We start from the raw sequence: 25,651 nt of genomic DNA, 5'->3' as shown, positions 1-25,651 counted from the left end.
GGAAACAATAACGCGGCGGAAATAATTATTCCCGGTGCTGAATCGTTAAAAATAATGTCGCACAGAATGATAAACGAAATTATTTAAAGTCTCTGCTACCAAATTTCGATAAATATATCTAAGCAAATCAGATGCTATTTTATTGACCAGTAAATTGGAACTCTTTCTTCGTTGTGCTTTTTTTCTGGCGATAAAAGCAACAAAAAAACAACAAATATTCAGGGTAAAGGATTGATACACATGGAAACAGCAACGCCGCTCGTCGGCATTGACCTTGGCACTTCCAACAGCGCGGTGGCCTGGTTTAGCGAGGGACACGCCACGCTGATTGCCGATGGCCAGAAGCGCGTCCTCACGCCATCGGTGGTTGGGCTGGACGACGATGGTCATTTGATTGTGGGCGAGGCGGCGAAAGCGCGGCTGGTGAGCCATCCGGCGCTCACCCATGCCAGTTTCAAGCGCTACATGGGTACCGATAAAATCTTCGCGCTCGGCGAACACCGCTTTCGCGCCGAAGAGCTGTCTGCCTTAGTGCTTCGCAAGCTGAAAGCCGATGCGGAAGTGGCGCTTGGCTCTCCTGTTACCCGCGCGGTGATCACCGTACCGGCCTGGTTTAACGATATCCAGCGTAAAGCGGTGAAAGCCGCCGGGCATCTGGCGGGGCTGACGGTTGAGCGGCTGGTGAATGAACCTACGGCGGCTTCGCTCGCCTACGGCCTTGCCGATAACCGCGAGCAAAAATTTCTGGTTTTCGATCTGGGCGGCGGCACGTTTGACGTTTCCATCGTCGATATGTTTGAAGGCGTGATTGAAGTGCGCGCCAGTAGCGGCGACGCCAGGCTTGGCGGCGATGACTTCACCGACATCATCCGCCAGTGGATGCTCTCGCGTTATCCGCACTACCAGCCGTCCGGCGCGCAGGAAGCGGCGCAACTGGTGGACGCGGCGGAAAGCCTCAAGCGGCAACTGACGCACCAGGCGCAGGCGACCGCCACGCTCAGCGCCGGTGGCGAGGCGATGACGTGGACACTCGACAACGAGACTTTAACGGAGATCTGCCAGCCGCTGCTGGCGCGCCTCAAACAGCCGGTTATCCAGGCGCTGCGCGACGCCCGCTTTGATATCGGCGATCTGGATGATGTGATTCTGGTGGGCGGCGCCACGCGTATGCCGGTGGTGCGCCAGCTGGCCGCGCGTATGTTTGGCCGCTTCCCGCGCGCCGAACTCAACCCGGATGAAGTGGTCGCGCTTGGCGCGGGCATTCAGGCCGGGCTTGCCAGTCTTGACGCTGCGCTCGATGACATCGTACTGACCGACGTCATGCCATACTCTCTTGGCATCGAAACGGCGCGCCGCAACGGCGATCGCTATGACAGCGGGTATTTTCTCCCCATTATTGAGCGCAACAGCTTTGTGCCTGTCAGCATGTTTCGCTCGATTTCCACCGTTTACGATAACCAGCGCCAGCTTGAGATCGCCGTGTTTCAGGGCGAAGCGCGCCGGGTCGCGGAAAATATTCTGCTCGATAAATTCACGCTTGATGTTCCCCCGCGCCCGGCGGGCGAGGTAACGATGGACGTGCGCTTTACCTATACCCTCGACGGCATTCTGGAAGTGGAGTGCAAAGTGGACGGCCAGGAGGGCGCGGCGTCGCTGGTGATTGAGCGCGCCCCCGGCAGCCTTAGCCCGGAGGAGATCAAACAGCGTCTGGCACAGCTCGACGCCCTGAAAATTCACCCGCGCGACCGCACAGAGAACCGGCAACTGCTGGCGCAGGCGAGCCTGCGTTATGAACAATCGCTCGGCGAAAGACGCCATCTTATCGATCACTATAGCGCGCAGTTAGAGCAGGCGCTTGAGAGCCAGGATCTGCGTGAGATTGCGCTCGCGCGTCAGGCGCTGGAGCAGATCCTCGCGCAGTTTGACGACGGATTACGCTGATGGACGCCTGGACGCTTCTTGGCCTTGAGCCAACGAAAGATAAAGGCGCGCTGCGCCGTGCCTGGGCGAAAATCGTCAAACAACACCGCCCGGATCAGGATCCGCAAAAATATCAGCAGCTACGTGAAGCCTACGAGGCGGCGCAGCGTTATCAGGCGTATGACGACGAAGAAGAGGGTGAAGAGGCGGATGATGAAGGCGCCATCACGTACCGCTTTACGCCGCAAACATCGTTAACGCCGCAGGATGAGCCTCTGCCGCAGGCTGAAACCGTGACGCTGGCTGACTGGGATGCACAAACGCTTAACGAACAAGCGCAGGCGCTCGCCACCACAATCGTGGCTGACGAGATGGCAGGCTGTGGGCAATTAGAGACGTTTCTCGCTACCGGGCTGCCGGATGCGCTGGCGGCACGCCGTTATTTCAGCGAGCGGCTTGCCGATGCGCTCTCTCAAGAGCAGTGGTTGACGCGCGGCATGCTGGAGCATGTGGGCAGGATAATGGGCTGGGAGCTTGATCACTACCGCAGCACGGCGCTGCCTGACGTGCTGATTTGGGCGCTTGAAGCGCGTATCGCCACGACAGAAGAAGATTACCGGATGGTGGTGGAGCGCGGGCAGCATCAGGCGAACTGGCTGTCGAAAGCCCGCTGGCGGTTGATCAGCGAACCGCAGGCGCCACTGCCATGGTGGGGACGTTTCTGGCCCGGTTTTCTGGATGAGGCACGGCAGCGCACGCGCGCGATGTGCAGCGAGCATCCGGGGATGTGGCAGCGTCTGAATCCGGTCATGGTTGAGCTTTTATCTGCGCCTGGTTGGGCGCTGTCACTCTATACCTTCATGTCTGTGTTCTTCTGGGGCAGCGTGCTGGGTTTCCTTGCGATCGACCCGCAGGTGACGGCGGTGGATGTCGGTATCGTCGGCGCGATAGTGGTGGTTTACCTGTTTGGCATACCTTATCTCTGGAACCGCTATCCGGAAGGCAGTCGTCAGCGGATCGGCATTCGTGTCGGGTACGTGCTGTTATCCGTCGCGTTACTTGCCCTTCCGGTGGGAGAGCTTGCGCGATATACCGTCGGGTTTTACCACAAAAACCATGAAATCACGCCGCTGCTGTATGTGGTCGTCATTATCGTGGCGGTGCTGGTGGTGTGTTTAAGGCCGCGGATGCGGGTCTGGTGGCGCTGGCCCATTGATATTATCTCCGGGCCGTTAGGGTTCCCTGTAAACCTTATCAGTCAGCTTCCGTGGATAATCAACCTGCTGTTGATTCCGTTCGGCAGCAAAGTCTACAGCGCGATAATAAGCAACATGATTACGTTATTACGCTTAGGGCTCTGAACGCGCGGAACTGTTGCGCAGCGCCAGATAATCCAGCAGGCAGCCGAGCACGATACCGGCAAGCGCCAGCACGATGCCCGCTTCAAGCAGCGTGACGCCGAAGGTCAACGCGCTCAGACCGAGCGCGTTACTGATGATAATCAGCAGCCAGACGCCTGCCAGCACGCAGCCGAGCAGCAGCAGACGCAGCGCAAACCGGTAGCCAGCCGGGTAGGCCTGACGCCGCAGGAACTTGCCAGTATCGCCCATATATTCCAGCGTTCCCTTGCACAACTGTAAAAGCAGAAGGCCCGGCACGGCCGCCGCGACCGAGAAAAGATAAAACGCCGGCCAGCCGTAGGCTTCCACAAACCAGCCCGCGACCGGGCCGACATAGACGCGGCCCACGGCCGAGAGCGCAGAGAGCAGGGCGAACTGTGTGGCGGAGAACGACTTATTACAGAGCGTCATCAGCAGCGCGACGAACGCCGCGGTGCCCATGCCGCCGCACAGGTTTTCAAAAAAGACCGCACCGGCCATGCTCAGCAGATGTTTATCTGTCACCGACAGCAGCCAGTAACCCGCGTTTGAAACCGCCTGCAAAATCCCGAAAATCATCAACGCGCGAAACAGTGAGAGCCGCTGCATCAGCGCACCGCCGAAAAGCGCGCCAATGATAGTGGCGAGCAGCCCCAGCGTCTTGTTCACCATCCCCACCTGACCGGCGTCAAAGCCGACGCCGCGAATTAAAAAGGTGGTGGTGAGGCTCATGGCAAACGCGTCGCCAAGCTTATAGAGCACAATCAGCAGCAGGATAAGCCAGGCGTTGTTGCGCCCGAAGAAATCGCGCAGCGGCGCGACCACCGCCTGCTCCAGCGTGCGCGGCGCGGGGATCGCGTCGTCCGGTTCGGGCGCAAGCCAGGTGGCGATAATGCAGGGGATCAGCAGCGCAGCCATCAGCCAGTAGGTGGCCTGCCAGCCAAGCCAGCGGTCCGCTATCCAGAGCGCAAGCCCGCCAGACACCAGCATCGCCAGCCGGTAGCCCAGCACGCTAATCGCAGCACCCGTTCCGCGTTCGTCTGCGGGCAGCACGTCCGTTTTCCAGGCATCAAACACGATATCCTGCGATGCCGAGCAGAACGCAATCAGCACCGCCAGCGCCGCCATCCAGCGCAGGTGCGTTGAGGGCTCTAAAAAGCCCATCGCGGCGATGGCGACCAGTAATAACAGCTGTGTGATAAACAGCCAGCCGCGGCGTCTGCCGAGAAACGGCGGCGTATAGCGGTCCATCACCGGCGACCAGAGAAATTTAAAGACGTAAGCCTGACCAACGAGGGAGAAAAAGCCGATGGTTTTGAGATCGATATTCTCGACCGTCATCCAGGCCTGGAGCGTGCCGGAGGTGAGCGCCAGCGGGAGTCCAGAAGCGAAGCCGAGGATCAGTAAAATGGCGGATTTCGGCTGCTGGAAAAGACGTAAGTAAGAACTGTGCATGGGCGGCCGTAAAAAAAGCGGCCCGGCGAACCGGGCCTTTAACAACAAGGATGATTAACGCGCGTTCTGTTTGATGAACTCGTGAATGCTGGTGTCCTGCGCCATATCGGCGATGGTGTCGCTCAGCACGGAGTTAACGGCGTCGGCGATGTTTTTGTTGCTCGCCTGGAAAGCGCCTTCAACAGAATAGCTGGCGCGGTAGTTTTTGGTCATCTTATTGCCGGTCTTCGCGGTGGCGATGATAGAGATATCCGCTTTGGTGGCGATGTTGTAGCGCACGTTACCCTGCGAGACGTCAGCATAGAGCTGGTTAACGATGATTTGCAGATCCACCGCGCCGCTTGGGCCAATCATATAACCGCGGGAGGTCATCTGTTTTTCCAGCACTTCCTGGAGCAGGAAACGCAGATCGCGAGAGGCGGTCAGCGTTACCAGCTGGTTGTCGCGGGTGACTTTCGCGAGCGCCTGATCCTGACGCTGGTCAGCGCCGTTGATGCTGACGGTCACGCCCATCAGGCTCGGGTCCTGCTGCGGCAGGGTGATTTTCGGGGAGACTTCAATCGTCGTCGGCGGTGTGGCACATCCGGCCAGCATAAAAAGGGCGACGAGCGGGAAGAGTACTTTTTTTAACATGTTCAGGCTCTCAACGGTCCATGGGCAATAAAGAAGAAAATTCCCGCCATCATAGCATCGCCATGCGCGAGGGGAAGAGGCCAGTCGACTGAAAATAACGCAATGTCTTTTTTATGACCGTCGCCTGGCTTCGCACCGTAACAGATTCCCGTAAAACGGCGCGACCGGGCGCACAGCCTGCCATAAAGCGAAGCGGCTGCAAAAGTTAAAATTGTGTTGTTTTTTGACAATGGAAACGGTAAAAGCGGCTAACCTTTAAAGTGATGGCTGCCATCGCAGCGTGGTCGAGGAGAGTTTTATGATGATACGCGAGCAGATCGAAGAAAAACTGAAAGCAGCGTTTGAGCCTGTCTTTCTGGATGTGGTGGATGAAAGCTATCGTCATAACGTACCGGCAGGCTCTGAAAGCCATTTTAAAGTCGTGCTGGTCAGCGATCGCTTTGTAGGCGAGCGTTTTCTGAATCGTCACCGCCTTATCTACGGCATCCTTAGCGAAGAGCTGGCCTCGACGGTGCATGCGCTGGCACTGCATACCTACACGCTTAAAGAGTGGGAAGGGCTACAGGATACGGTCCTGCCTTCTCCGGCCTGTCGGGGAGCCGGCACGCTGGCCTGATTAATCACAGTTGCAACGTCGGGAGCTTTTCCAGTATGTTGCGCCAGCGGTAAGAAAACGAAACGGCCTGCGTGGCCGTTTTTGTTTTGCCTGAATTTTGCACGGTATGTGCATTTTTCAGTCGTAATTTTGCCGGGAAGTGTGAAAAGTGCCGCAATGCCTCGGCTGGCTTTTCTCGACTCCCCAAGGGGATGCCGCTATAATGCTGCGTCTTATTTTTCGGAATGTCTTCGGGACGATTCTGGCGACAGGGATAGTGTTTCTGCTAAAGAAGACGTCCCGGTTCTGCGAAGCGAATACCATAGGGCTTCCAGAGTTGACCGAGCACTGTGATTTTTTGAGGTAACAAGATGCAAGTTTCAGTTGAAACCACTCAGGGCCTTGGGCGCCGTGTAACGATTACTATCGCTGCTGACAGCATCGAGAACGCTGTAAAAAGCGAGCTGGTCAACGTGGCAAAGAAAGTGCGTATCGACGGCTTTCGCAAAGGCAAAGTACCGATGAATGTTGTTGCTCAGCGTTATGGCGCTTCCGTGCGTCAGGATGTGCTGGGCGATCTGATGAGCCGTCACTTCGTTGACGCTATCATCAAAGAAAAAATCAATCCGGCTGGCGCGCCGAACTACGTTCCGGGCGAATACAAACTGGGCGAAGACTTCACCTACGCGGTAGAGTTCGAAGTGTACCCGGAAGTTGAGCTGAAAGGCCTGGAATCTATCGAAGTGGAAAAACCGGTTGTTGAAGTGACCGACGCTGACGTAGACACCATGCTGGACACCCTGCGCAAGCAGCAGGCGACCTGGAAAGACAAAGACGGCGCTGCTGATGCAGAAGACCGTGTGACCATCGACTTCACCGGTTCTGTAGACGGCGAAGAGTTCGAAGGCGGCAAAGCGACCGACTTCGTACTGGCGATGGGCCAGGGCCGCATGATCCCGGGCTTTGAAGAAGGCATTAAAGGCCACAAAGCGGGCGAAGAGTTCACCATCGACGTGACCTTCCCGGAAGAGTACCACGCAGAAAACCTGAAAGGTAAAGCGGCGAAATTCGTCATCAATCTGAAGAAAGTTGAAGAGCGCGAACTGCCGGAACTGACTGAAGAGTTCATCAAACGTTTCGGCGTTGAAGATGGTTCTGTTGCTGGTCTGCGTGCTGAAGTGCGTAAAAACATGGAGCGCGAACTGAAAGGCGCCGTGCGTAACCGCATCAAGTCTCAGGCTATCGAAGGTCTGGTGAACGCGAATAACATCGACGTTCCGGCGGCGCTGATTGACGGCGAAATCGACGTGCTGCGCCGTCAGGCTGCACAGCGTTTCGGTGGCAACGAGAAACAGGCTCTGGAACTGCCGCGCGAACTGTTCGAAGAACAGGCTAAACGTCGCGTCGTTGTTGGCCTGCTGCTGGGTGAAGTGATCCGTACCCACGAGCTGAAAGCTGACGAAGATCGCGTGAAAGCGCTGATCGAAGAGATGGCTTCCGCTTACGAAGATCCGTCAGAAGTAATCGAGTTCTACAGCAAGAACAACGAGCTGATGGACAACATGCGCAACGTGGCGCTGGAAGAGCAGGCGGTTGAAGCGGTACTGGCGAAAGCCAAAGTGACCGAAAAACCGACCTCTTTCAACGAACTGATGAACCAGCAGGCGTAAGCCCTTTCATCGTTTCACGACGAGGCACATGGGGCCCGTCACCGCAGGGTGACGGGCTTTTTTGTCACTTTTCCTACCCAAAAATGGCGGGTCAGGCGTGTTTCGGTGTTAGCGTAACAGCAAAAGATTGTTATGCTTGAAACAGGGCATCATTATCCCCATTAATGAAACATCAAAAAGTGAACGACTGGCTGATAATCCGTCCGTAAGGTGTTTACCGGCAGGAGCATAGTCATCCTGTACGGTCTCAAGTAGAATCAGTGCAGCAGGTTACTCAGAATATTTATCCAGGAGACGGATATGTCATACAGTGACGAACGTGATCAATTTGCACCCCATATGGCTCTGGTGCCGATGGTTGTTGAACAGACCTCGCGCGGCGAGCGTTCTTACGATATTTTCTCCCGTCTGCTCAAGGAACGTATCATTTTTCTGACTGGCCAGGTCGAAGACCAGATGGCCAACCTGATTGTCGCGCAGATGCTGTTTCTGGAAGCGGAAAACCCAGAGAAAGACATCTATCTTTACATTAACTCGCCGGGTGGGGTAATTACCGCCGGGATGTCTATCTACGACACCATGCAGTTTATTCAGCCGGACGTCAGCACCATTTGTATGGGCCAGGCGGCGTCAATGGGCGCATTCCTGCTGACCGCGGGCACGAAAGGGAAACGTTTCTGCCTGCCCAACTCGCGCGTAATGATCCACCAGCCGCTGGGCGGCTACCAGGGGCAGGCGACGGATATCGAAATCCACGCCCGCGAAATCCTGAAAGTGAAAGCACGCATGAACGAACTGATGGCGCAACATACGGGCCAGCCTCTTGAACAAATCGAGAGAGACACCGAGCGCGACCGTTTCCTCTCTGCAGGTGAAGCAGTAGAGTATGGTCTGGTTGACTCCATCATGACCCACCGTAACTGACGCCCGCCACGCGAGGGCCGCTATACTCATTAAGAGGTGGTCCTCGGTATCCTGGCGGCAGGCGCTGGTATTGGCATGGCGTTGTCGCGTGCGGCACTAAGAACAGAAAAGAGGTTTTGACTCATGACAGATAAGCGCAAAGACAGCTCAGGCAAACTGTTGTACTGCTCTTTTTGCGGCAAAAGCCAGCATGAAGTGCGCAAGCTGATTGCCGGGCCGTCCGTGTATATCTGCGACGAGTGTGTCGATCTGTGTAACGACATTATTCGCGAAGAGATTAAAGAAGTGGCTCCGCACCGTGAACGCAGCGCTCTGCCGACGCCACATGAAATTCGTAGCCATCTTGACGATTACGTTATCGGTCAGGAAAAGGCCAAAAAGGTGCTGGCGGTTGCGGTTTATAACCACTACAAACGTCTGCGCAATGGCGACACGTCTAACGGCGTTGAGCTTGGCAAAAGTAACATTCTGCTGATCGGCCCGACCGGTAGCGGTAAAACGCTGCTCGCCGAAACGCTGGCGCGCCTGCTGGATGTGCCGTTCACCATGGCTGACGCCACCACGCTGACCGAAGCCGGTTACGTGGGCGAGGACGTGGAAAACATCATTCAGAAACTGCTTCAGAAGTGCGACTACGACGTGCAGAAAGCGCAGCGCGGCATCGTGTATATCGATGAGATCGACAAAATCTCCCGTAAATCCGATAACCCGTCTATCACGCGTGACGTTTCCGGCGAAGGCGTTCAGCAGGCGCTGCTGAAGCTTATCGAAGGCACCGTGGCTGCCGTACCGCCGCAGGGCGGTCGCAAGCATCCGCAGCAGGAGTTCTTGCAGGTGGATACCTCCAAGATCCTCTTTATCTGCGGCGGCGCGTTCGCGGGCCTCGATAAAGTTATCGCGAACCGCGTAGAAACCGGCTCCGGCATTGGTTTTGGCGCGACGGTCAAAGGCAAATCGCAGAAAGCGACCGAAGGCGAACTGCTCTCTCAGGTGGAGCCGGAAGATCTGATCAAGTTTGGTCTGATCCCGGAATTCATCGGTCGTCTGCCGGTGGTGGCCACCCTGAACGAGCTGAGCGAAGACGCCCTGATCCAGATCCTGAAAGAGCCGAAAAACGCCCTGACCAAGCAGTATCAGGCGCTGTTCAATCTGGAAGGCGTGGAGCTTGAGTTCCGCGACGAAGCGCTGGAAGCCATCGCGAAGAAAGCGATGTCCCGTAAAACCGGTGCGCGTGGCCTGCGCTCTATCGTAGAAGCGGCGCTGCTGGAGACCATGTACGATCTGCCGTCTATGGAAGAAGTGGAAAAAGTGGTCATCGATGAGTCGGTGATTGCCGGCCAGAGCGAGCCGCTGCTGATTTACGGCAAGCCGGAAGCCCAGCAGGCATCCGGCGAATAATTCGCCCGTTCCGACAATCAGTTAACAATAAATGGGGGAAATATTCCCCCATTTATTTTTCCTGCTTCCGTGCCGTTGAATGTCCGGGAAACATCCCCATATACTGATTTACTTAATTGGTGATGCCGTGAAGTGCGTTCACATGCGCCCCATCACCAGGCGGAAACTAAACTAAGAGAGAGCTCTATGAATCCTGAGCGTTCTGAACGCATTGAAATCCCCGTATTGCCATTGCGCGATGTGGTGGTTTATCCGCACATGGTTATCCCTTTGTTTGTGGGACGGGAAAAGTCTATTCGTTGTCTTGAAGCCGCCATGGATAATGACAAAAAAGTCATGCTGGTGGCGCAGAAAGAAGCCTCAACGGATGAGCCGGGCGTGAACGATCTGTTTACCGTCGGGACCGTGGCGTCTATTTTGCAAATGCTGAAACTGCCGGACGGCACCGTCAAAGTGCTGGTCGAAGGTTTGCAGCGCGCGCGTATTACCACGCTTTCCGACAACGGCGACCATTTCGCGGCAAAAGCGGAATACCTCGAATCGCCGGCTATTGACGAGCGCGAGCAGGAAGTGCTGGTGCGCACCGCGATTAGCCAGTTCGAAGGCTACATCAAGTTGAACAAAAAAATCCCGCCAGAAGTGCTGACGTCGCTTAACAGCATCGACGATCCGGCGCGTCTTGCGGATACCATCGCCGCGCATATGCCGCTGAAGCTCAGCGACAAGCAGTCGGTGCTGGAAATGTCCGACATCAACGAGCGTCTGGAATACCTGATGGCGATGATGGAATCGGAAATCGACCTGCTGCAGGTTGAGAAACGCATTCGTAATCGCGTCAAAAAACAGATGGAAAAAAGCCAGCGCGAGTACTATCTGAACGAGCAAATGAAAGCCATTCAGAAAGAGCTTGGCGAAATGGACGACGCGCCGGACGAAAACGAAGCGCTGAAGCGTAAAATCGACGCGGCCAAAATGCCGAAAGAGGCGAAAGAGAAAGCCGAAGCCGAGCTGCAGAAGCTGAAAATGATGTCGCCGATGTCCGCCGAAGCGACCGTAGTACGCGGTTATATCGACTGGATGGTGCAGGTGCCGTGGAACGCGCGCAGCAAAGTCAAAAAAGATCTGCGCCAGGCCCAGGAAATCCTCGATACCGACCATTACGGCCTTGAGCGCGTCAAAGACCGCATTCTGGAATACCTCGCGGTTCAGAGTCGTGTTAACAAAATCAAAGGGCCGATCCTCTGCCTGGTCGGGCCGCCGGGGGTAGGTAAAACCTCGCTCGGTCAGTCCATCGCTAAAGCGACCGGTCGTAAATATGTCCGTATGGCGCTCGGCGGCGTGCGTGACGAAGCGGAAATCCGCGGTCACCGCCGTACTTACATCGGCTCCATGCCGGGTAAACTTATCCAGAAAATGGCCAAAGTGGGCGTGAAAAACCCGCTGTTCCTGCTCGATGAGATCGACAAAATGTCGTCTGACATGCGTGGCGATCCGGCTTCCGCCCTGCTGGAAGTGCTCGATCCGGAACAGAACGTGGCCTTTAACGATCACTACCTGGAAGTGGATTACGACTTAAGCGACGTCATGTTCGTCGCGACGTCTAACTCCATGAACATTCCGGCGCCGCTGCTGGATCGTATGGAAGTGATCCGTCTGTCCGGTTACACCGAAGATGAAAAACTCAACATCGCGAAGCGTCACCTGCTGCCGAAGCAGATCGAGCGTAACGCGCTGAAAGAGAATGAGATTAACGTCGATGACAGCGCTATTATCGGCATCATCCGTTACTACACTCGCGAAGCGGGCGTGCGTAGCCTTGAGCGTGAAATCTCTAAACTGTGCCGTAAAGCGGTAAAACAGCTGCTGCTGGATAAATCGCTCAAACGCATCGAAATCACCGGTGAAAACCTGAAAGATTTCCTGGGTGTGCAGCGCTTCGACTATGGCCGCGCCGACAGCGAAAACCGCGTAGGGCAGGTGACGGGGCTTGCGTGGACGGAAGTGGGCGGCGATCTGCTGACCATCGAAACCGCGTGCGTGCCGGGCAAAGGCAAACTGACTTACACCGGTTCACTGGGTGAAGTGATGCAGGAATCTATCCAGGCGGCGTTAACGGTCGTTCGCGCGCGCGCTGAGAAGCTTGGCATCAACAGCGACTTCTACGAAAAACGTGATATTCACGTTCACGTGCCGGAAGGTGCCACGCCGAAAGATGGCCCGAGCGCCGGTATCGCGATGTGCACCGCGCTGGTCTCCTGCCTGACCGGCAACCCGGTGCGCGCCGATGTGGCGATGACCGGTGAAATCACGCTGCGTGGTCAGGTGCTGCCGATTGGCGGCCTGAAAGAGAAACTGCTGGCGGCGCACCGTGGCGGCATTAAAACCGTGCTGATCCCGGATGAAAACAAACGCGACCTGGAAGAGATTCCGGAGAACGTGATTGCCGATCTGGATATCCACCCGGTTAAGCGCATCGAAGAAGTGCTGACGCTGGCGCTGCAAAACGCGCCGTACGGCATGCAGGTCGCCACTGCAAAATAGTGACCTGACGCAAGCGCGCTGAGAAAAACAGGGCTGGTAAGTGCTTTCGTACTTGCCAGCCTTTTTTTGTATAGCTAATTTAGATTGCCGGTCTGGGGTGCCATCAACAACTCCTGTTGTAAGGGCATGTGAGGACTGTTATAACTGCTGCGCGGTCGCACCCTGAAGGATCCCGGTGCGATATAAAATATAAAGAGAGGAAGAGAAGAGTGAATAAATCTCAACTGATAGACAAAATTGCCGCAGGTGCCGATATTTCTAAAGCAGCGGCTGGACGAGCGTTAGATGCTTTGATTGATTCCGTGACTGAATCTCTGCAGTCCGGGGATGAAGTCGCGCTGGTTGGCTTTGGTACTTTTTCCGTTCGTGAACGCGCTGCCCGCACTGGCCGCAACCCACAGACGGGCAAGGAAATCACCATCGCGGCTGCGAAAGTTCCGGGTTTCCGTGCCGGTAAAGCGCTGAAAGACGCGGTTAACTGATCCTGTGGCTGGCGTCAGCACAGCCAGAGGATAAAAAAACAAGGCGCATCATAAGATGTGCCTTTTTTCTTTCTGGATGAGTAATCTGCGGATATGGGCTGACAACCGCCCCGGTTTCTTGTCACAATACGCCTTTGCGCGCAGCGGCCCAGCGGATGTCGCCATGTTTCTGTGCGAGTTCTACCTGTCATTCTACAGCGGAGTGTTGTTACACCATGATGGACAATTTACGCGCGGCGGCAAATCACGTCGTGCTCAAGATCATTCTGGGTTTGATTATCCTGTCATTCGTACTGACTGGCGTGAGTAACTACCTGATTGGCGGTAACAGCAACTATGCCGCGAAAGTTAACGACCAGGAAATCAGTCGGGCCCAGCTTGAAAACGCGGTCAACATCGAGCGCAACAACCTTGAGAGAAGACTGGGCGACCGTTTCTCTGAGCTCGCGTCCAATGAACAATATATGGCTGAGCTGCGCCAGCGCGCGCTGCAGGGGCTGATTGACGAAGCGCTGATTGATCAATATGCGCGTTCGCTGCATCTCAACATCAGCGATGAGCAGGTGCGCCAGTCGATTTTCAAAAACCCGGCGTTCCAGAGCGACGGTAAATTCGATAACGCGCGCTACAACGCTATTATCACCAGCATGGGCATGAGCGCCGATCAGTACGCGCAGGCGCTGCGTAATCAGCTCACGACTGACCAACTGGTCAGCGCCGTGATGGGCAGCGACTTCATTCTGCCGGGCGAAAGCGATCAATTTGCTGCGCTCTTTGCCCAGCAGCGCCAGGTTCGCACGGCGACCATCGCGGTCGATGCGCTGGCTCAGAAGCAGCAGGTTTCCGAACAGGAAATCAAAGACTACTACCAGCAGCACACCAATAATTTCCAGTCGCCTGAGCAGTTCCGCGTAAGCTACATCAAGCTTGATGCCGCAGCCCTCGCTGAGAACGCCAGCGAAGATGAAATCCAGGCGTACTACGACAAACATCAGGATGAATTTGGTCAGCCGCAGCGTAACCGCTACAGCCTGATCCAGACTAAAACCGAAGATGAAGCGAAAGCCATTCTCGCGCAGCTCAAACAGGGCGCGGATTTCGCAACGCTTGCCAAAGAGAAATCGGTTGATGTCATCACTGCCCGCAACGGCGGCGACATGGGCTGGCTGGAGCCGGGCACCACGCCGGATGAGTTCAAAAACGCCGGTCTGAAAGAGAAAGGCCAGTTGTCTGATGTTATCAAATCCTCCGTGGGCTTCCTGATTGTGCGTCTCGACGACATCACGCCAGCCACCGTGAAGCCGCTTTCTGAGGTACATAACGACATCAGCGCGAAAGTGAAGCAAGAGAAAGCGCTGGATGCCTTCTTCGCACTGCAGCGTAAAGTGAGCGATGCGGCAAATAACGATAACGAATCACTGGCAAGCGCCGAAAAAGCCGCAGGCGTGAAAGCGGTGGAAACCGGCTGGTTCAGCCGTGATGCAGTGCCTGAGGAAATTAACTTTAAGCCGGTGGCCGACGCTGTGTTTGGCGGCAACCTGCTCGGCGAGAACGGCACGCCGGGCAGTAATTCAGACATCATCACCGTCGATGGTGACCGCGCGTTCGTGCTGCGTATTACCGATCACAAACCGCAGGCGGAAAAACCGCTGGCAGAGGTGAAAGATCAGGTGACGGCACTGGTGAAACACCAGAAGGCGCTGAAAGCGGCAAATGAAGAAGCGCAAAATCTGCTGAGCGCGCTGAAAGCGGGCAAAGGTGACGAGGCGCTGAAAGCGGCAGGCATTGCTTTCAGCCCGGTAAAAACCTTTGAGCGCACCACGCAGGATACGCTGACGCAGCCGGTGTTCGCTCTGCCGCTGCCAGCCAAAGATAAACCGAGTTACGGCATCGGCAACGACATGCAGGGCAACGTGGTTCTGCTGGCGCTCGATGAAGTGCGTAGCGGCACCATGCCGGATGCTCAGAAGAAAGCGATGGCGCAGCGTCTGACTCAGAACAATGCAGAGATTGCCTTCGACGCGCTGCTGAAAGGCCTGCGTAAAGACGCCAAAATCAAACTTGGCGATGCGGGCGCACCGCCGCAGCAATAACGAGACGTCTCGCACCATTTCTGCAACTCACTGCAAATACTAAAGGCCGCTTTCGCGGCCTTTTCCATTTCTGAAATCTGACATTTGAGCCTGTTTCTCTCTCCGCTTAAGGTGGCGAGGCTGTTAACAAACAAGGAGAACACAGCATGAAACGTGGAATCAAAGCCTTATGTCTCGCCGTCGCGCTGGCTGGCGGCACTTTTTGCACCGCAGCTATCGCGGCACCATCAGCAGGAAAAACCCAGGCGGAGCCGGTAAAAGAAAAAACCGCCGCCACTACGCCACAGGCGAAGCCGGAAACCACGGCGGATGCGCCAGAAGAAACCGTTAGCATTAACACCGCGACGGCGGATGAACTGGCACAGGCGATGAACGGCGTTGGTAAAAAGAAAGCGCAGTCTATCGTCAGCTATCGCGAAGAGTATGGTCCGTTTAAGTCTATTGAGGATTTAAAACAGGTGCCGGGAATGGGGAATTCGCTCGTCGAACGTAATCTTTCCCGGATCCGCCTCTAATCGTTAGTCATCCACGCTTGCAGAGTTGAAAAACTTTGCCAGACTAAAGAGGTCATACCAGTGGTGTGACCTCTGTTTTTATATCACTCTGTATCCCTGACAAAAAGAAAAGGTTCAAGCGCTATGCAGACTCAAATCAAAGTGCGCGGGTATCACATGGATGTTTATCAGCACGTGAACAATGCGCGTTATCTGGAATTTCTTGAAGAAGCCCGCTGGGATGGGCTGGAAAACGATGAAAGCTTTAAATGGATGATGGCAAACAACATCGCGTTTATTGTCGCCAATATCAATATCAACTACCGTCGGCCCGCCGTGCTTGGCGATCTGCTGACTGTCACGAGCCAGGTGAAGCAGCTTAACGGTAAAAGCGGGGTCTTAAGCCAGGTCATTACGCTTGAGCCGGAAGGCGAAGTGGTCGCCGATGCGCTGATCACCTTTGTCTGTATCGATCTGAAAACGCAAAAAGCCTTACCGATTGAGGGCGAGCTGCGTGAAAAACTGGAAAAAATCACAGGGTAAATTCTGCAAAAGTGGCGCGTGTGCTGGCAATCATGGATTTATCACCGCACAGGGTGAACAATCCGGTAGATGTTAACAGCCCACAAGCGTCGCGAAAAAACGCCTTCAAAATCAACAGGGCAGCCGTTCTTTAACAAGATGGGTTGTTGTAAAAATGTTGGTAGGATGTGGAAGGCGAAAAAATGCCATTCAGTATAAAGGGTTACCGTTAGTGCCGTTCCCCGCGCGAGCGGGGATAAACCGCTATCGTGCGGCTTATTCCGGTATGGGAGGCACCGTTCCCCGCGCGAGCGGGGATAAACCGAGCATCGTCCCCGGCTCTGCCTGGTCTGAGTCCCGTTCCCCGCGCGAGCGGGGATAAACCGTATCCATTTTCATTCCCTCGATAGTTAGTTTACCGTTCCCCGCGCGAGCGGGGATAAACCGTATGGAACGTAAATTTATCGACTGGCACCCCGCCGTTCCCCGCGCGAGCGGGGATAAACCGCGCAAAAACGGCGGCCCGGTATCAGCGGGTGGCCGTTCCCCGCGCGAGCGGGGATAAACCGAAATCAGTTTTGCCGCCCGCTGCGCCCAGCGGCTGTTCCCTGCGCGAGCGGGGATAAACCGTCGGCGGGATTATTGACGCAGCGACGCCGCGCCTGTTCCCCGCGCGAGCGGGGATAAACCGAACGCTGACCTGGCGAACACGCTGCAAAATCTCCGTTTCCCGCCATCCGTAATAAACCGCCCAGGCTCTTCGCGTCTGTCACTCGCCGCCCCCTTTCCCGCCACATTCTTCAGCAACGTTTATACTTCAAAGCCCTTGTTAAATTTTGAACACTGCGCAACGAAGGAGAGGCTATGCGAGTACACCATCTCAACTGCGGTTGTATGTGTCCTTTGGGCGGCGCGCTGTACGATGGCTTCAGTAAAGGGCTGCATGCGCACCTCATCTGCCACTGCCTGCTGATTGAAACCGACCATCACGGGCTGGTGCTGGTGGATACCGGCTTTGGCTGTGACGATATGCGCCATCCGCGCCGCCGTTTACCACTTTTTTTCCGGGCGCTGAATAATATCCAGTACCGGGAATCATTAACGGCGCTGCACCATATTAAAGCGCTCGGCTTTAAGCCGGAGGACGTCCGACACATTGTGCTGACGCATCTGGATTTCGATCACGCCGGCGGGCTGAGCGATTTCCCGCAGGCGCAGGTGCATCTGATGCAGCGTGAAATGACCGCTGCAGAAGGGCGCGGCACGTGGCTTGACAGCGCGCGCTATCGTCCGGGGCAATGGGGAAATCATTCCGGCTGGCATGGCTATCATCCACATGGCGAGGCGTGGTTTGGTTTCAGCGCGGTGCGCGCGCTCGACGGTTTGCCGCCGGAGATCCTGCTGATCCCGCTGCCGGGGCATACGGAAGGGCACGCAGGTGTGGCGATTGATACGCCGCAGGGCTGGTTACTGCACGGCGGCGATGCGTGGTTCTATCGCGATGAAATGACGGCAGACCCGCACTGTACGCCGGGCCTGCGCTTTTATCAGTGGATGATGCAAAAAGACAAAGCCGCGAGGCTTGCGAACCAGAAGCGACTGCGGCTTCTGGCCGCTGACGCCAGCGCGGGCGTGACGCTGTTTTGCAGCCACGACGCCCGCGAGTTTGAACGGTTAAGCGGGAAAAACCTGGCTATTTAAGCCCGGTTTTCTGCTTCATCGCGGCCATAATGGCAGGTTTATCGGCCTGGTACTGGCTAAGGCCGTTGGCGCGCAGATGGCAGGCCGCGCATTCGCCGCAGCCATCACCCTGAATGCCGTTATAGCAGGTCAGGGTCTGGCGGCGGATGACATCAAGCTTGCCCCAGTAATCGGCGAGCGCCCAGGTTTCGGCTTTGTTAAGCCACATCAGCGGCGTTTCAAAACGCACATCGCGCGCCATGCCGAGCGCGACGGCATGATTCAGCGCTTTGACAAATTCATCGCGGCAATCCGGATAGCCGGAAAAATCGGTCTCGCACACGCCGGTAATCACCGCCTCCGCCTGCACCTGATACGCGTAAATCGAGGCCAGCGTCAGGAAGAGAATATTGCGGCCAGGCACGAAAGTGCTTGGCAAGCCTTCGGCGTCAGGATCGTAATCCGGCACCGGGATGCTGTCGCGCGTCAGGCTGCTGACCGCGAGTTCGTTAAGCAGCGTCACATCCAGCACTTTATGCGCCCGTGCGCCCAGCGATGCGGCAAGGGCGCTGGCGACATCAATCTCCGCCCGATGGCGCTGGCCGTAATCGAACGTGACGCAATGCACTTCATCATATTGATGTAACGCCTGAATCAGGCAGGTGGTGGAGTCCTGGCCCCCGCTGAAGACCACAACGGCACGTTTCATAAAGCCCCTGTCATTGAGTAGCAAAACCGTTATGGTAGCGCCGCACCGTCGCGTCCACCAGCTTCTTGCGGCGGCGGCAGCCACGCGCGGCTAAAATCAAACCAGCCGAGCGCGTTCAGTTCGATGCCGTTCACGCCCGGCGGCGCGCTTATCTGGTAGCGATAATTAAAGAGCGGAGTGATAACGGCGTCGTGCATCAGCGTCTGCCATACCTCGCGCAGCGCCGCGTGACGGCTCTGTTCATCAGGGTGGCTTTGCACCGCGTCAAGAGTGGCTTCCAGATGCGCCCGCTGTGGGCCTGTTAACAGATGTCGCCAGAGCGGATCGCAGCGCAGCCACTGCTCCAGCGTATATTCCGGCGCTTCGCCAATCAGCCTGTCACCCATGACGATATCCGCCTGCGCCAGTTGCGTACAGCCGTCCCAGTTTTTCGCATTATGAAAATGCAGCGTGAGCGTGCATCCACGCTGTGCCAGCTCATGCTGAAGCTGGCGTGCCATTACCGGCAATTCCACCGGCAGATGATAGACCAGCGTCAGCGAGGGCGGCAGCGGTGGAGGAGGCTCGTCGGGCCATTGCGGCAGATGCCAGCCCGGTAGCAGCTCACTGCTTGGCGTAATCAGATGCTCATCAAGCGGCAGGGAATCTATCATGCCGCTGCGGTGAACCCGTTGCATCAGCCAGCGCGCCTGCGCGTGTGAGAGTTGTCCGTTTTGCCGGATGCCGAGATAACAGAACCCGAGGCTGATGCTGTTGCTGACGGGGCGCAGATGTACGAGTTCTTCCTGCTGCCCGATGGCTATCTGTACCGGGTGCCGACAGCTGGTACCGAGCGCGCTGTCGAAGAGTCCGGGCGTTATCCAGTATTCAACCGCGTTCAGCAACGGATGCCCGAGATGACAGCGATCGTGGCTTTCAATGCGCACCAGCTCAGGCGTAAACGTGGCGAGCCGGAATGGCCCGCTGCCGATCGTTGTGTCATCCGGATGCGCCAGATAACAGCCGTGACTGGCAAGACGCCACGCGAGCCAGTGATCCGGGCGCGTGAGTTCAACACGCAGGCAGTGCTTATGCTCCACCGTAATCTCTCTGACGCTCGCGAAAAGCTGGCGCAGCGTCTCCAGCTCAAACAGTTGTTGCAGCCGCTGGCGGAGTTGCCAGGCATCTATTGGCTCGTGATTGTGCCAGTGCAGGGTAGGGCGCAGATAAAACCACCAGCTGAGCCCGTCCGGCGAAACGCGCCAGTGGTGGGCTAAATCGCCTTCCGGGCGCGCGGTGTCGGGATTAAAACGCGTCAGGCCGCTGAAGATCTGCCGGGCGAGATGCTGCTCGGCGCGGCCGGGCAAAAAGCCGGGCTTGAGCGGCTCCAGCGGGCGGTAGTAGGGAATGCGCAGCGTCGGCGTGTCGTTATGCCATTGGCCGCCCAGAAACGGATGCAGTAACTGGCGCAGTTGCCCGGACGCCAGTTGTGCGAGCGCCAGCGCATTATGCGTCTGCCCCTGGCTTAACACCGTTTCCATCATGCCGGCGCGCACGGTGTGCGGCGATACCAGAAAGATCAGCTCGCCCCGCTTGCCGCGTCCCGACTGCGCGCGCCAGCGCAGCCAGCCGTGCTGTTCAAGCTGGCGAAGCAGCGTGCGCATGTGGCGTTCACTGCAAAAACAACGCACGGCGAGCTCGCTGATAGTCACGGCCTGCGGCGCGCCCTCGGAAGGCTGCCACAAACGCTGAAACTGATTAAGTCGGTTCAGAAGGCGCATATAAACCCGGAACGATTTTTCCTAACTCTTCACTATTAGTTCCGTATATGCCAGGCAATACTGCAAGTCAACCGACAGAGGGAGACGAACCATGGCGCGACTGGCTGCTTTTGATATGGATGGCACGCTGCTGATGCCAGACCATCAGCTTGGTGAAGCCACACAGATGGCGCTGCACCGTTTGCATCAGCGCGGCGTGACGCTGGCGTTTGCAACCGGTCGTCATTTGCTGGAAATGCGACAGATGCTGCAAAAAATCGCGCTGGAAGCGTTCCTCATTACCGGCAACGGCACGCGCATTCATGCGCCGTCGGGCGAGCTGCTGTTCGCAGAAGATTTATCGCCGCAGGTCGCGGAAGCGGTGCTGCATGGCCACTGGGATACATCAGCCAGTCTGCACGTGTTTAACGACAGCGGCTGGCTGACGGATAACGACGATCCGGCGCTGCTGGACGCGCACGCCTGGAGCGGGTTTTGCTATCAGCTCACCGATCTGAAGCGGCTTCCTGCCCATCAGGTAACGAAAATCTGCTTTGTCGCCGACCACGACACGCTGTGCGAACTGCGCGTTAAGCTTTGCCAGGCGCTTGGTTCGCAGGCGCATATTTGCTTTTCCGCGCTCGACTGTCTGGAGGTGCTGCCGCCGGGGTGTAATAAAGGCGCGGCGCTGCAGGCGTTGAGCCAGCATCTGGGCATTACGATGGCGGATTGTATGGCGTTTGGTGACGCCATGAACGACCGCGAAATGTTATCGCTGGCAGGGAAGGGGCTGATTATGGGCAACGCGATGCCGCAGCTTCTGGCAGAGCTCCCGCATCTGCCAGTGATCGGGCACTGCAGCAGACAGGCGGTCGCCCACTATTTGACGCATTGGCTGGAGCATCCACACCTTGATTATTCCCCCGAATGATGAGGCATTCCAGCAAGCCGGGGGAACCCCCGGCTTTTTTTATTTTCCGCCGCTAATGGTCACTGTCAGCTTCATCAGCGAATAGTTGAAGAGATCCGGCGGCATGGTATCCGGGTTATAGAGATCGCCTGCGAAGCAGTAAACCTCCATCACACCGCCCCGTTTACCGAGCTCCAGCGCCTGCTGGAAGATATACGGCAGGTTTTCGTCATAGGTGACCGGCACATTGGCGTTATTGTTGATCACGCGGCCTTCATACGTTGCCTCTTTAAACGTGACGTTAACGGTCTCGCCCGGTGCGATGGCTTTTTTGCCAGCCTTCGCCTGCACAAAGAACAGCGATTTATTACGCTTGAGCAGTTTTTTCTTCGCGGTGGCTTTTTCAAGCTGATCAATACCCGCCTGATATTTCTTCTCTTCGCGGCTGGAAAGCTCTTTCAGCATCGACTCATGCAGCGACAGCAGCGTTTTTGGCTCGACCGCGACTTTTTGCGCCAGGCCGTCTTTAATGCCTGCCAGCAGGATGGGGAGATTGGTTTTAATGCCAAGATCAGCCATCTGATCCATGCTCTTTTGCACCAGCCTTGAGAACATCACGCCGTTCGCATAGGACTGCTTATTGGCTTTATCTTTAAGCGCCGCGGCGCTGACTTCCGGTTCCGCTTTCGTCGCCGCCACTGTTTGCACCTGCGTTGCCGCGTCGGATTTCAGTTTTTCTGCCTGCGCCAGCAACTCCGCTTTTTCTTTCTCGGCCTGCGCTTTTTGCGCCTCGGTTTGCGCGCTCAGGCTGGCCAGTTTGGCGTTAAGTTCTTCATTCGCGCGTTTAAGCGTATCCAGCTCAGCCTGTGTTTTTTGCTGGCTGGTGGCGGAGGCGGTAGTCAGCGCTTTGGCCGACTGTGCCTCTTCTTTCAGCGCGAGCAGCGCTTTATCCGACTGCTGTAAACGACTTTCTTTGTCTGCCAGCGACTGCTTTAGTGTGGCGATATCTGCCTGGGCGGCAGCAAGCTGCTGAGTGAGCGCTTCTTTTGCCGCGGCAATCTGCGCGGCCTGCTGTTGCTGACTCTGCAGCGCCTGCGCTTTTTCGCTCTGGCTGCCTTTCAGGCTGGCAAGCTCTGAGGCCAGGGCCGCGACTTTTTCCTGCGAGGTGGCGGCAAGCGTTGTCGAGGCGTTGAGTTTTTCCGTAAGAGCGGCGATCTGCGCCTTAAGCGCGGCTTCTGCCGCCTGATTTTTCTCAAGCAACGCGGTCTGCTCCGCCTGCGCTTTTTGCTGTTTCGCTTTTTCTTCTTTACTAAGCGAGCTGTTCTTCATCAGCAGGTTGTTCTGCTCGGTGAGCGAGGCTTTCTCTTCCTCAAGCTGCGCGAGCTGTTTGTTCAGTGCACCGATGCTCTTCTCATTTTGCGCCGTCAGCGCCGCTTTCTCGCGCTCCAGTTGTGCAAGCTGTTTTTGCAACGCGGTCTGGCTCTTCTCGCGCTCGCTGCCTGCCTTTTGGAGCGCGGCGAGTTCGGCGGTGCGTTTATCAAGCTCTGCCTGCAGCGCCTGCGCTTTGTTATTCGAGGCTTCGAGACTCTGCGCACTTTGCGCCGTCAGCGCCGCTTTTTCTTGTTCAAGCTGCGTGAGTTGCTTTTGCAGCGAGGTCTGGCTCTTCTCGTGCTCGCTGCCTGTCTTCTGGAGCGCGGCGAGTTCGGCGGTGCGTTTATCAAGCTCTGCCTGCAGCGCCTGTGCTTTTTTATTAGCGGCATCGATGCTCTGCGCACTTTGCGCCGTCAGCGCCGTTTTCTCTTTTTCCAGCTGTGCAAGCTGTTTTTGCAGCGCACTTTCGCTCTGCGCGCGTTTATCGCCTGTATTTTTCAGCGCCACCAGTTCATTAGCGCGCTTATTCAGTTCATTGCGCAGTGCCTGCATGTCGCGGTTAAAACGCGCGGTGTCTTGCGTATTGCGCTCTGTGATGGCGGCTTTTTCTGTTTCAAGACGCGCAATCTGTTTTTGCAGTGCGCTTTCGCTCGCCGCCTGGCTGTTGCTTGATTTTTTGAGTTGCGCCAGTGCTTCGGTTTTGCTGGCAAGCGACGCCTGAAGCTCCGCGGTTTTCTGCTCCAGCGCTTCAATGCGCGCGGCCTGTTGCGTGCTGGTAGCACCTTGTTCGCGCTGCGCGTTTTGCAGGCTGCGGGAGAGGCGGTCGTTCTCTTTCGCAAGCGCGCTATTGTCTTTCAGCAGTTGCGTGTTTTGCGCCTGAAGATCGCTGGGAGCGCTGAGGCTTTTCTTTTCTTGTTCCGCAGCTTTAAGCTGTTTTTTCAGGCGAGCGATCTCCTGCTGTAGATCGTTGATTTGCGCCCGGGAAGCGGATGGCGTTTGTTGACGATGGGTGGGAGCAGGGAAGTCTATCTGCTTCACTTCGATTTGCTGAATTGACGACAGAAAATCATTTCCCTGAACGGCAGCGCTATTTTGCGCAGCCCAGGACGATTGTCCGCTCAGTGCGAGCGCCAGTAAAACAGCGATCGCGCTTTTATGGCTTTTGATGCTTCCCTTCCTCCCATCACCTCTCATTTAGCAAGCCCTGCGCCTTTTTTCAGTTCGGCCAGAAGAGACTGCGAAATTGTATTGCAGGCGTCATTGACGCGGAATTGATACAGCGGAGTGATGGTTTCCACCATAATATTGGACAGATCGTTACTGATAGAGGCGTAATATTGTGTCGCTTTAATGCTGCGATATAGCGTGTCGATCTGCTCACGATATTTTTCACGGTTAATATCTGAAAGGTGTTTAGTCTCCGCGAGGCAACGTTCAAGACGCAGTTTGGTATCACTGCTGACGGGGGCTAACTGATTCATGGATTCAACCGGTGTCGGGGCAGGCTGTGCGGGGACGACAGGCGTCTGCGACACATTGCTTTTTACCGGGGCGCTTTTAGGGGCGGTGGTACAGGCGCTTAAAGACATCATCATCGCAGCGATATAAAGGATTTTTTTGTCCAACATATTATCTCTTATGTGTCTGATTACAGAATGCCAGCAATCCCTGCGCAATCTGGCCGGGATGATCCGAAATATGTCCAGTAATAGACTGGCTAACCACAAACAGCGCGCTGCATTAGTCCAGTATACCGGGAGAAAGAAAGGTGATTTTATACAGAGTTTATCAAGATAGATTTTAATAAATTCTTAAAAGTGATTCTTCGCTATTTCAAAAGTATGAAAATCAATAATTACGATAGGGTTGTATTATTTTATTTTATCAATAAATTATATGCATAGATTTCATAAATGTTTTTATTTTATATTTTTGGAATAAACAGGGCGTGACATAAATTTAAAAGCATGATGCATATAAAAAGCGGCGAAGGTTCGCCGCTTTGATCTTCACCTTTCCATCTTAACCCACGAGTTCCTGAATGGCCGCGCGCCAGGGCGTGATATCGCCAATCGAGGCCGCCACCCATTCCGGGTTGTGATAGGTTTCGAGATATCGTTCTCCGCTGTCACACAGCAGCGTAACGATAGCGCCGCTGCGGCCTTCTTCACGCATCCGCGCGGCCAGCTGCAGCGCCCCCCACATGTTGGTGCCGGTGGAAGCACCCACTTTGCGGCCCAGCAGTTCGCTAAGCCATTGCATCGCCGCCACGCTCGCGGCATCCGGCACCTGCAACATTTCATCGATAACATCGGGAATAAAAGAGGGTTCGACGCGCGGACGGCCAATCCCTTCAATGCGGCTGCCCACACTGCTTTTCAGTCCGCTGTCGCGCTGCTGCCAGTAATCGTAAAACACCGAGTTCTCAGGGTCGACCACCATCAGGCGCGTGGCGTGCCCCTGATAACGCAGATAGCGGCCAATGGTGGCCGATGTACCGCCGGTACCGGCGCTCATCACGATGTAATCAGGAACCGGGTGCGGCTCGCCTGCCATCTGCCGGAAAATACTGTCGGCGATATTGTTGTTGCCGCGCCAGTCGGTCGCGCGCTCGGCGTAGGTAAACTGATCCATATAGCGGCCACGCAGCTCGCGGGCGAGCACCTCGGAGGCCTCGTAAATTTCACAGGCGCTCTGCACGAAGTGGCAGCGGCCGCCGTAAAATTCAATTTGTTCCACTTTGCGCCGTGCGGTACAGGCGGGCATCACGGCGATAAACGGCAGGCCCAGCATGCGGGCAAACCAGGCTTCCGAAACCGCGGTTGAGCCGGAAGAGGCCTCGATAATCGGCGTGCCTTCGCGGATCCAGCCGTTGCTCAGGCCGTATAAAAACAGCGAGCGCGCCAGGCGGTGTTTCAGGCTGCCGGTGGGGTGCGTGCTTTCATCTTTCAGATAGAACCAGATGCCCGGAAAGGCGGGCAGGGTAAAGCGGATCAAATGGGTATCCGCGGATCGCCGGGCGTCGGCGTGGATCTCATTAATGGCGTGGTGAACCCAGGTGCTGGACATGATACGTTCCGGTTTATCAATTTGTGCCCAGCGTAAAGCATCTTTCAGGAAAATAAGTTGCCATTTA

20 protein-coding genes and 1 CRISPR repeat array are annotated in these 25,651 nt (G+C 56.1%); of the genes, 13 read left to right on the top strand and 7 right to left on the bottom strand.

The features are described 5' to 3' along the window. Window positions 1-240: 240 nt before the first annotated feature. A complete protein-coding gene (locus CSK29544_RS20365) occupies window positions 241-1,941 on the top strand; it encodes a molecular chaperone HscC (protein WP_007902167.1) in 1,701 nt (566 codons plus the stop codon). Then, on the top strand, window positions 1,941-3,281 hold the full coding sequence (locus tag CSK29544_RS20360) for a J domain-containing protein (RefSeq protein WP_029039073.1): 1,341 nt from the start codon (window positions 1,941-1,943) through the stop codon (window positions 3,279-3,281). The genes CSK29544_RS20365 and CSK29544_RS20360 overlap by 1 nt, the downstream gene beginning before the upstream one ends. Here CSK29544_RS20360 and ampG read toward each other — a convergent pair. Both ampG and CSK29544_RS20350 read right to left on the bottom strand, forming a co-directional pair. After that, window positions 3,270-4,754, bottom strand: a complete 1,485-nt coding sequence (gene ampG / locus CSK29544_RS20355) for a muropeptide MFS transporter AmpG (protein WP_007902148.1) — start codon at window positions 4,752-4,754, stop codon at window positions 3,270-3,272. The two genes, CSK29544_RS20360 and ampG, sit on opposite strands and share 12 nt — an antisense overlap. Before the next feature lie 54 nt (window positions 4,755-4,808). Beyond that, window positions 4,809-5,387, bottom strand: coding sequence for a lipoprotein (locus tag CSK29544_RS20350; protein ID WP_004387734.1), 579 nt, complete (start codon window positions 5,385-5,387; stop codon window positions 4,809-4,811). A gap of 298 nt (window positions 5,388-5,685) precedes the next feature. On the opposite strand from CSK29544_RS20350, the gene bolA reads away from it, so the two are divergent. From bolA to CSK29544_RS20300, 10 genes are all read left to right on the top strand, one after another. Beyond that, entirely contained in the window at window positions 5,686-6,003 is a 318-nt protein-coding gene (gene bolA, locus CSK29544_RS20345; protein WP_004387733.1) for a transcriptional regulator BolA, read from the top strand. A 350-nt stretch (window positions 6,004-6,353) separates the two neighbouring features. Continuing rightward, the gene (tig, locus tag CSK29544_RS20340; RefSeq protein ID WP_004387731.1) at window positions 6,354-7,652 is read left to right on the top strand and encodes a trigger factor; all 1,299 of its coding nucleotides are present in this window, start codon (window positions 6,354-6,356) and stop codon (window positions 7,650-7,652) included. A 300-nt stretch (window positions 7,653-7,952) separates the two neighbouring features. Continuing rightward, complete coding sequence (clpP, locus tag CSK29544_RS20335; protein WP_004387730.1) at window positions 7,953-8,576, top strand: ATP-dependent Clp endopeptidase proteolytic subunit ClpP; 624 nt, start codon at window positions 7,953-7,955, stop codon at window positions 8,574-8,576. Between the two features lie 123 nt (window positions 8,577-8,699). After that, the gene (gene clpX, locus CSK29544_RS20330) at window positions 8,700-9,974 is read left to right on the top strand and encodes an ATP-dependent protease ATP-binding subunit ClpX (RefSeq protein ID WP_004387729.1); all 1,275 of its coding nucleotides are present in this window, start codon (window positions 8,700-8,702) and stop codon (window positions 9,972-9,974) included. Window positions 9,975-10,160: 186 nt separating this feature from the next. After that, a complete protein-coding gene (gene lon, locus CSK29544_RS20325) occupies window positions 10,161-12,515 on the top strand; it encodes an endopeptidase La (protein ID WP_004387728.1) in 2,355 nt (784 codons plus the stop codon). 209 nt (window positions 12,516-12,724) lie between these two features. Next, window positions 12,725-12,997, top strand: coding sequence for a nucleoid-associated protein HU-beta (gene hupB / locus CSK29544_RS20320; RefSeq protein ID WP_004387727.1), 273 nt, complete (start codon window positions 12,725-12,727; stop codon window positions 12,995-12,997). Between the two features lie 215 nt (window positions 12,998-13,212). Continuing rightward, window positions 13,213-15,090 (top strand): peptidylprolyl isomerase, encoded by a 1,878-nt coding sequence (gene ppiD / locus CSK29544_RS20315; protein ID WP_012125487.1) that lies wholly within the window; start codon window positions 13,213-13,215, stop codon window positions 15,088-15,090. A 146-nt stretch (window positions 15,091-15,236) separates the two neighbouring features. After that, window positions 15,237-15,605, top strand: coding sequence for a helix-hairpin-helix domain-containing protein (locus CSK29544_RS20310; RefSeq protein ID WP_004387725.1), 369 nt, complete (start codon window positions 15,237-15,239; stop codon window positions 15,603-15,605). Window positions 15,606-15,728: 123 nt separating this feature from the next. Next, window positions 15,729-16,127: a YbgC/FadM family acyl-CoA thioesterase gene (locus CSK29544_RS20305; RefSeq protein WP_007902862.1), complete on the top strand. Its 399-nt coding sequence runs from the start codon at window positions 15,729-15,731 to the stop codon at window positions 16,125-16,127. 214 nt (window positions 16,128-16,341) lie between these two features. Next, window positions 16,342-16,797: a CRISPR direct-repeat array (repeat unit 29 nt; unit sequence CCGTTCCCCGCGCGAGCGGGGATAAACCG). Window positions 16,798-16,970: 173 nt separating this feature from the next. Beyond that, window positions 16,971-17,807 carry an MBL fold metallo-hydrolase gene (locus tag CSK29544_RS20300; RefSeq protein WP_029039632.1) on the top strand — a complete coding sequence of 279 codons (837 nt, stop codon included), beginning with the start codon at window positions 16,971-16,973 and terminating at the stop codon, window positions 17,805-17,807. On the opposite strand, the gene queC is transcribed toward CSK29544_RS20300, so the two are convergent. Further along, window positions 17,800-18,495, bottom strand: coding sequence for a 7-cyano-7-deazaguanine synthase QueC (gene queC, locus CSK29544_RS20295; RefSeq protein WP_007902849.1), 696 nt, complete (start codon window positions 18,493-18,495; stop codon window positions 17,800-17,802). The genes CSK29544_RS20300 and queC overlap by 8 nt on opposite strands. Before the next feature lie 29 nt (window positions 18,496-18,524). Continuing rightward, the gene (locus CSK29544_RS20290) at window positions 18,525-20,255 is read right to left on the bottom strand and encodes an SgrR family transcriptional regulator (protein ID WP_029039631.1); all 1,731 of its coding nucleotides are present in this window, start codon (window positions 20,253-20,255) and stop codon (window positions 18,525-18,527) included. A gap of 91 nt (window positions 20,256-20,346) precedes the next feature. On the opposite strand from CSK29544_RS20290, the gene cof reads away from it, so the two are divergent. After that, window positions 20,347-21,165 (top strand): HMP-PP phosphatase, encoded by an 819-nt coding sequence (gene cof / locus CSK29544_RS20285; RefSeq protein WP_007902844.1) that lies wholly within the window; start codon window positions 20,347-20,349, stop codon window positions 21,163-21,165. Window positions 21,166-21,204: 39 nt separating this feature from the next. On the opposite strand, the gene CSK29544_RS24990 is transcribed toward cof, so the two are convergent. The 3 genes from CSK29544_RS24990 to CSK29544_RS20270 all read right to left on the bottom strand — a co-directional run bounded on the left by CSK29544_RS24990 (window position 21,205) and on the right by CSK29544_RS20270 (window position 25,584). Next, window positions 21,205-23,709 carry a coiled-coil domain-containing protein gene (locus CSK29544_RS24990; RefSeq protein ID WP_007902837.1) on the bottom strand — a complete coding sequence of 835 codons (2,505 nt, stop codon included), beginning with the start codon at window positions 23,707-23,709 and terminating at the stop codon, window positions 21,205-21,207. Further along, window positions 23,706-24,143, bottom strand: coding sequence for a hypothetical protein (locus tag CSK29544_RS20275; protein WP_007865247.1), 438 nt, complete (start codon window positions 24,141-24,143; stop codon window positions 23,706-23,708). Before CSK29544_RS20275 ends, CSK29544_RS24990 begins: the two co-directional genes overlap by 4 nt. Window positions 24,144-24,537: 394 nt before the next feature. Then, on the bottom strand, window positions 24,538-25,584 hold the full coding sequence (locus CSK29544_RS20270) for a PLP-dependent cysteine synthase family protein (RefSeq protein WP_007902833.1): 1,047 nt from the start codon (window positions 25,582-25,584) through the stop codon (window positions 24,538-24,540). Between the last annotated feature and the right edge of the window lie 67 nt (window positions 25,585-25,651).

It is taken from the genome of Cronobacter sakazakii (genome assembly GCF_000982825.1).
GTDB lineage: Bacteria > Pseudomonadota > Gammaproteobacteria > Enterobacterales > Enterobacteriaceae > Cronobacter > Cronobacter sakazakii.
The sequence above is the reverse complement of the archived record's forward strand: the minus strand, read 5'-3'. Positions and strand labels throughout refer to the sequence as shown.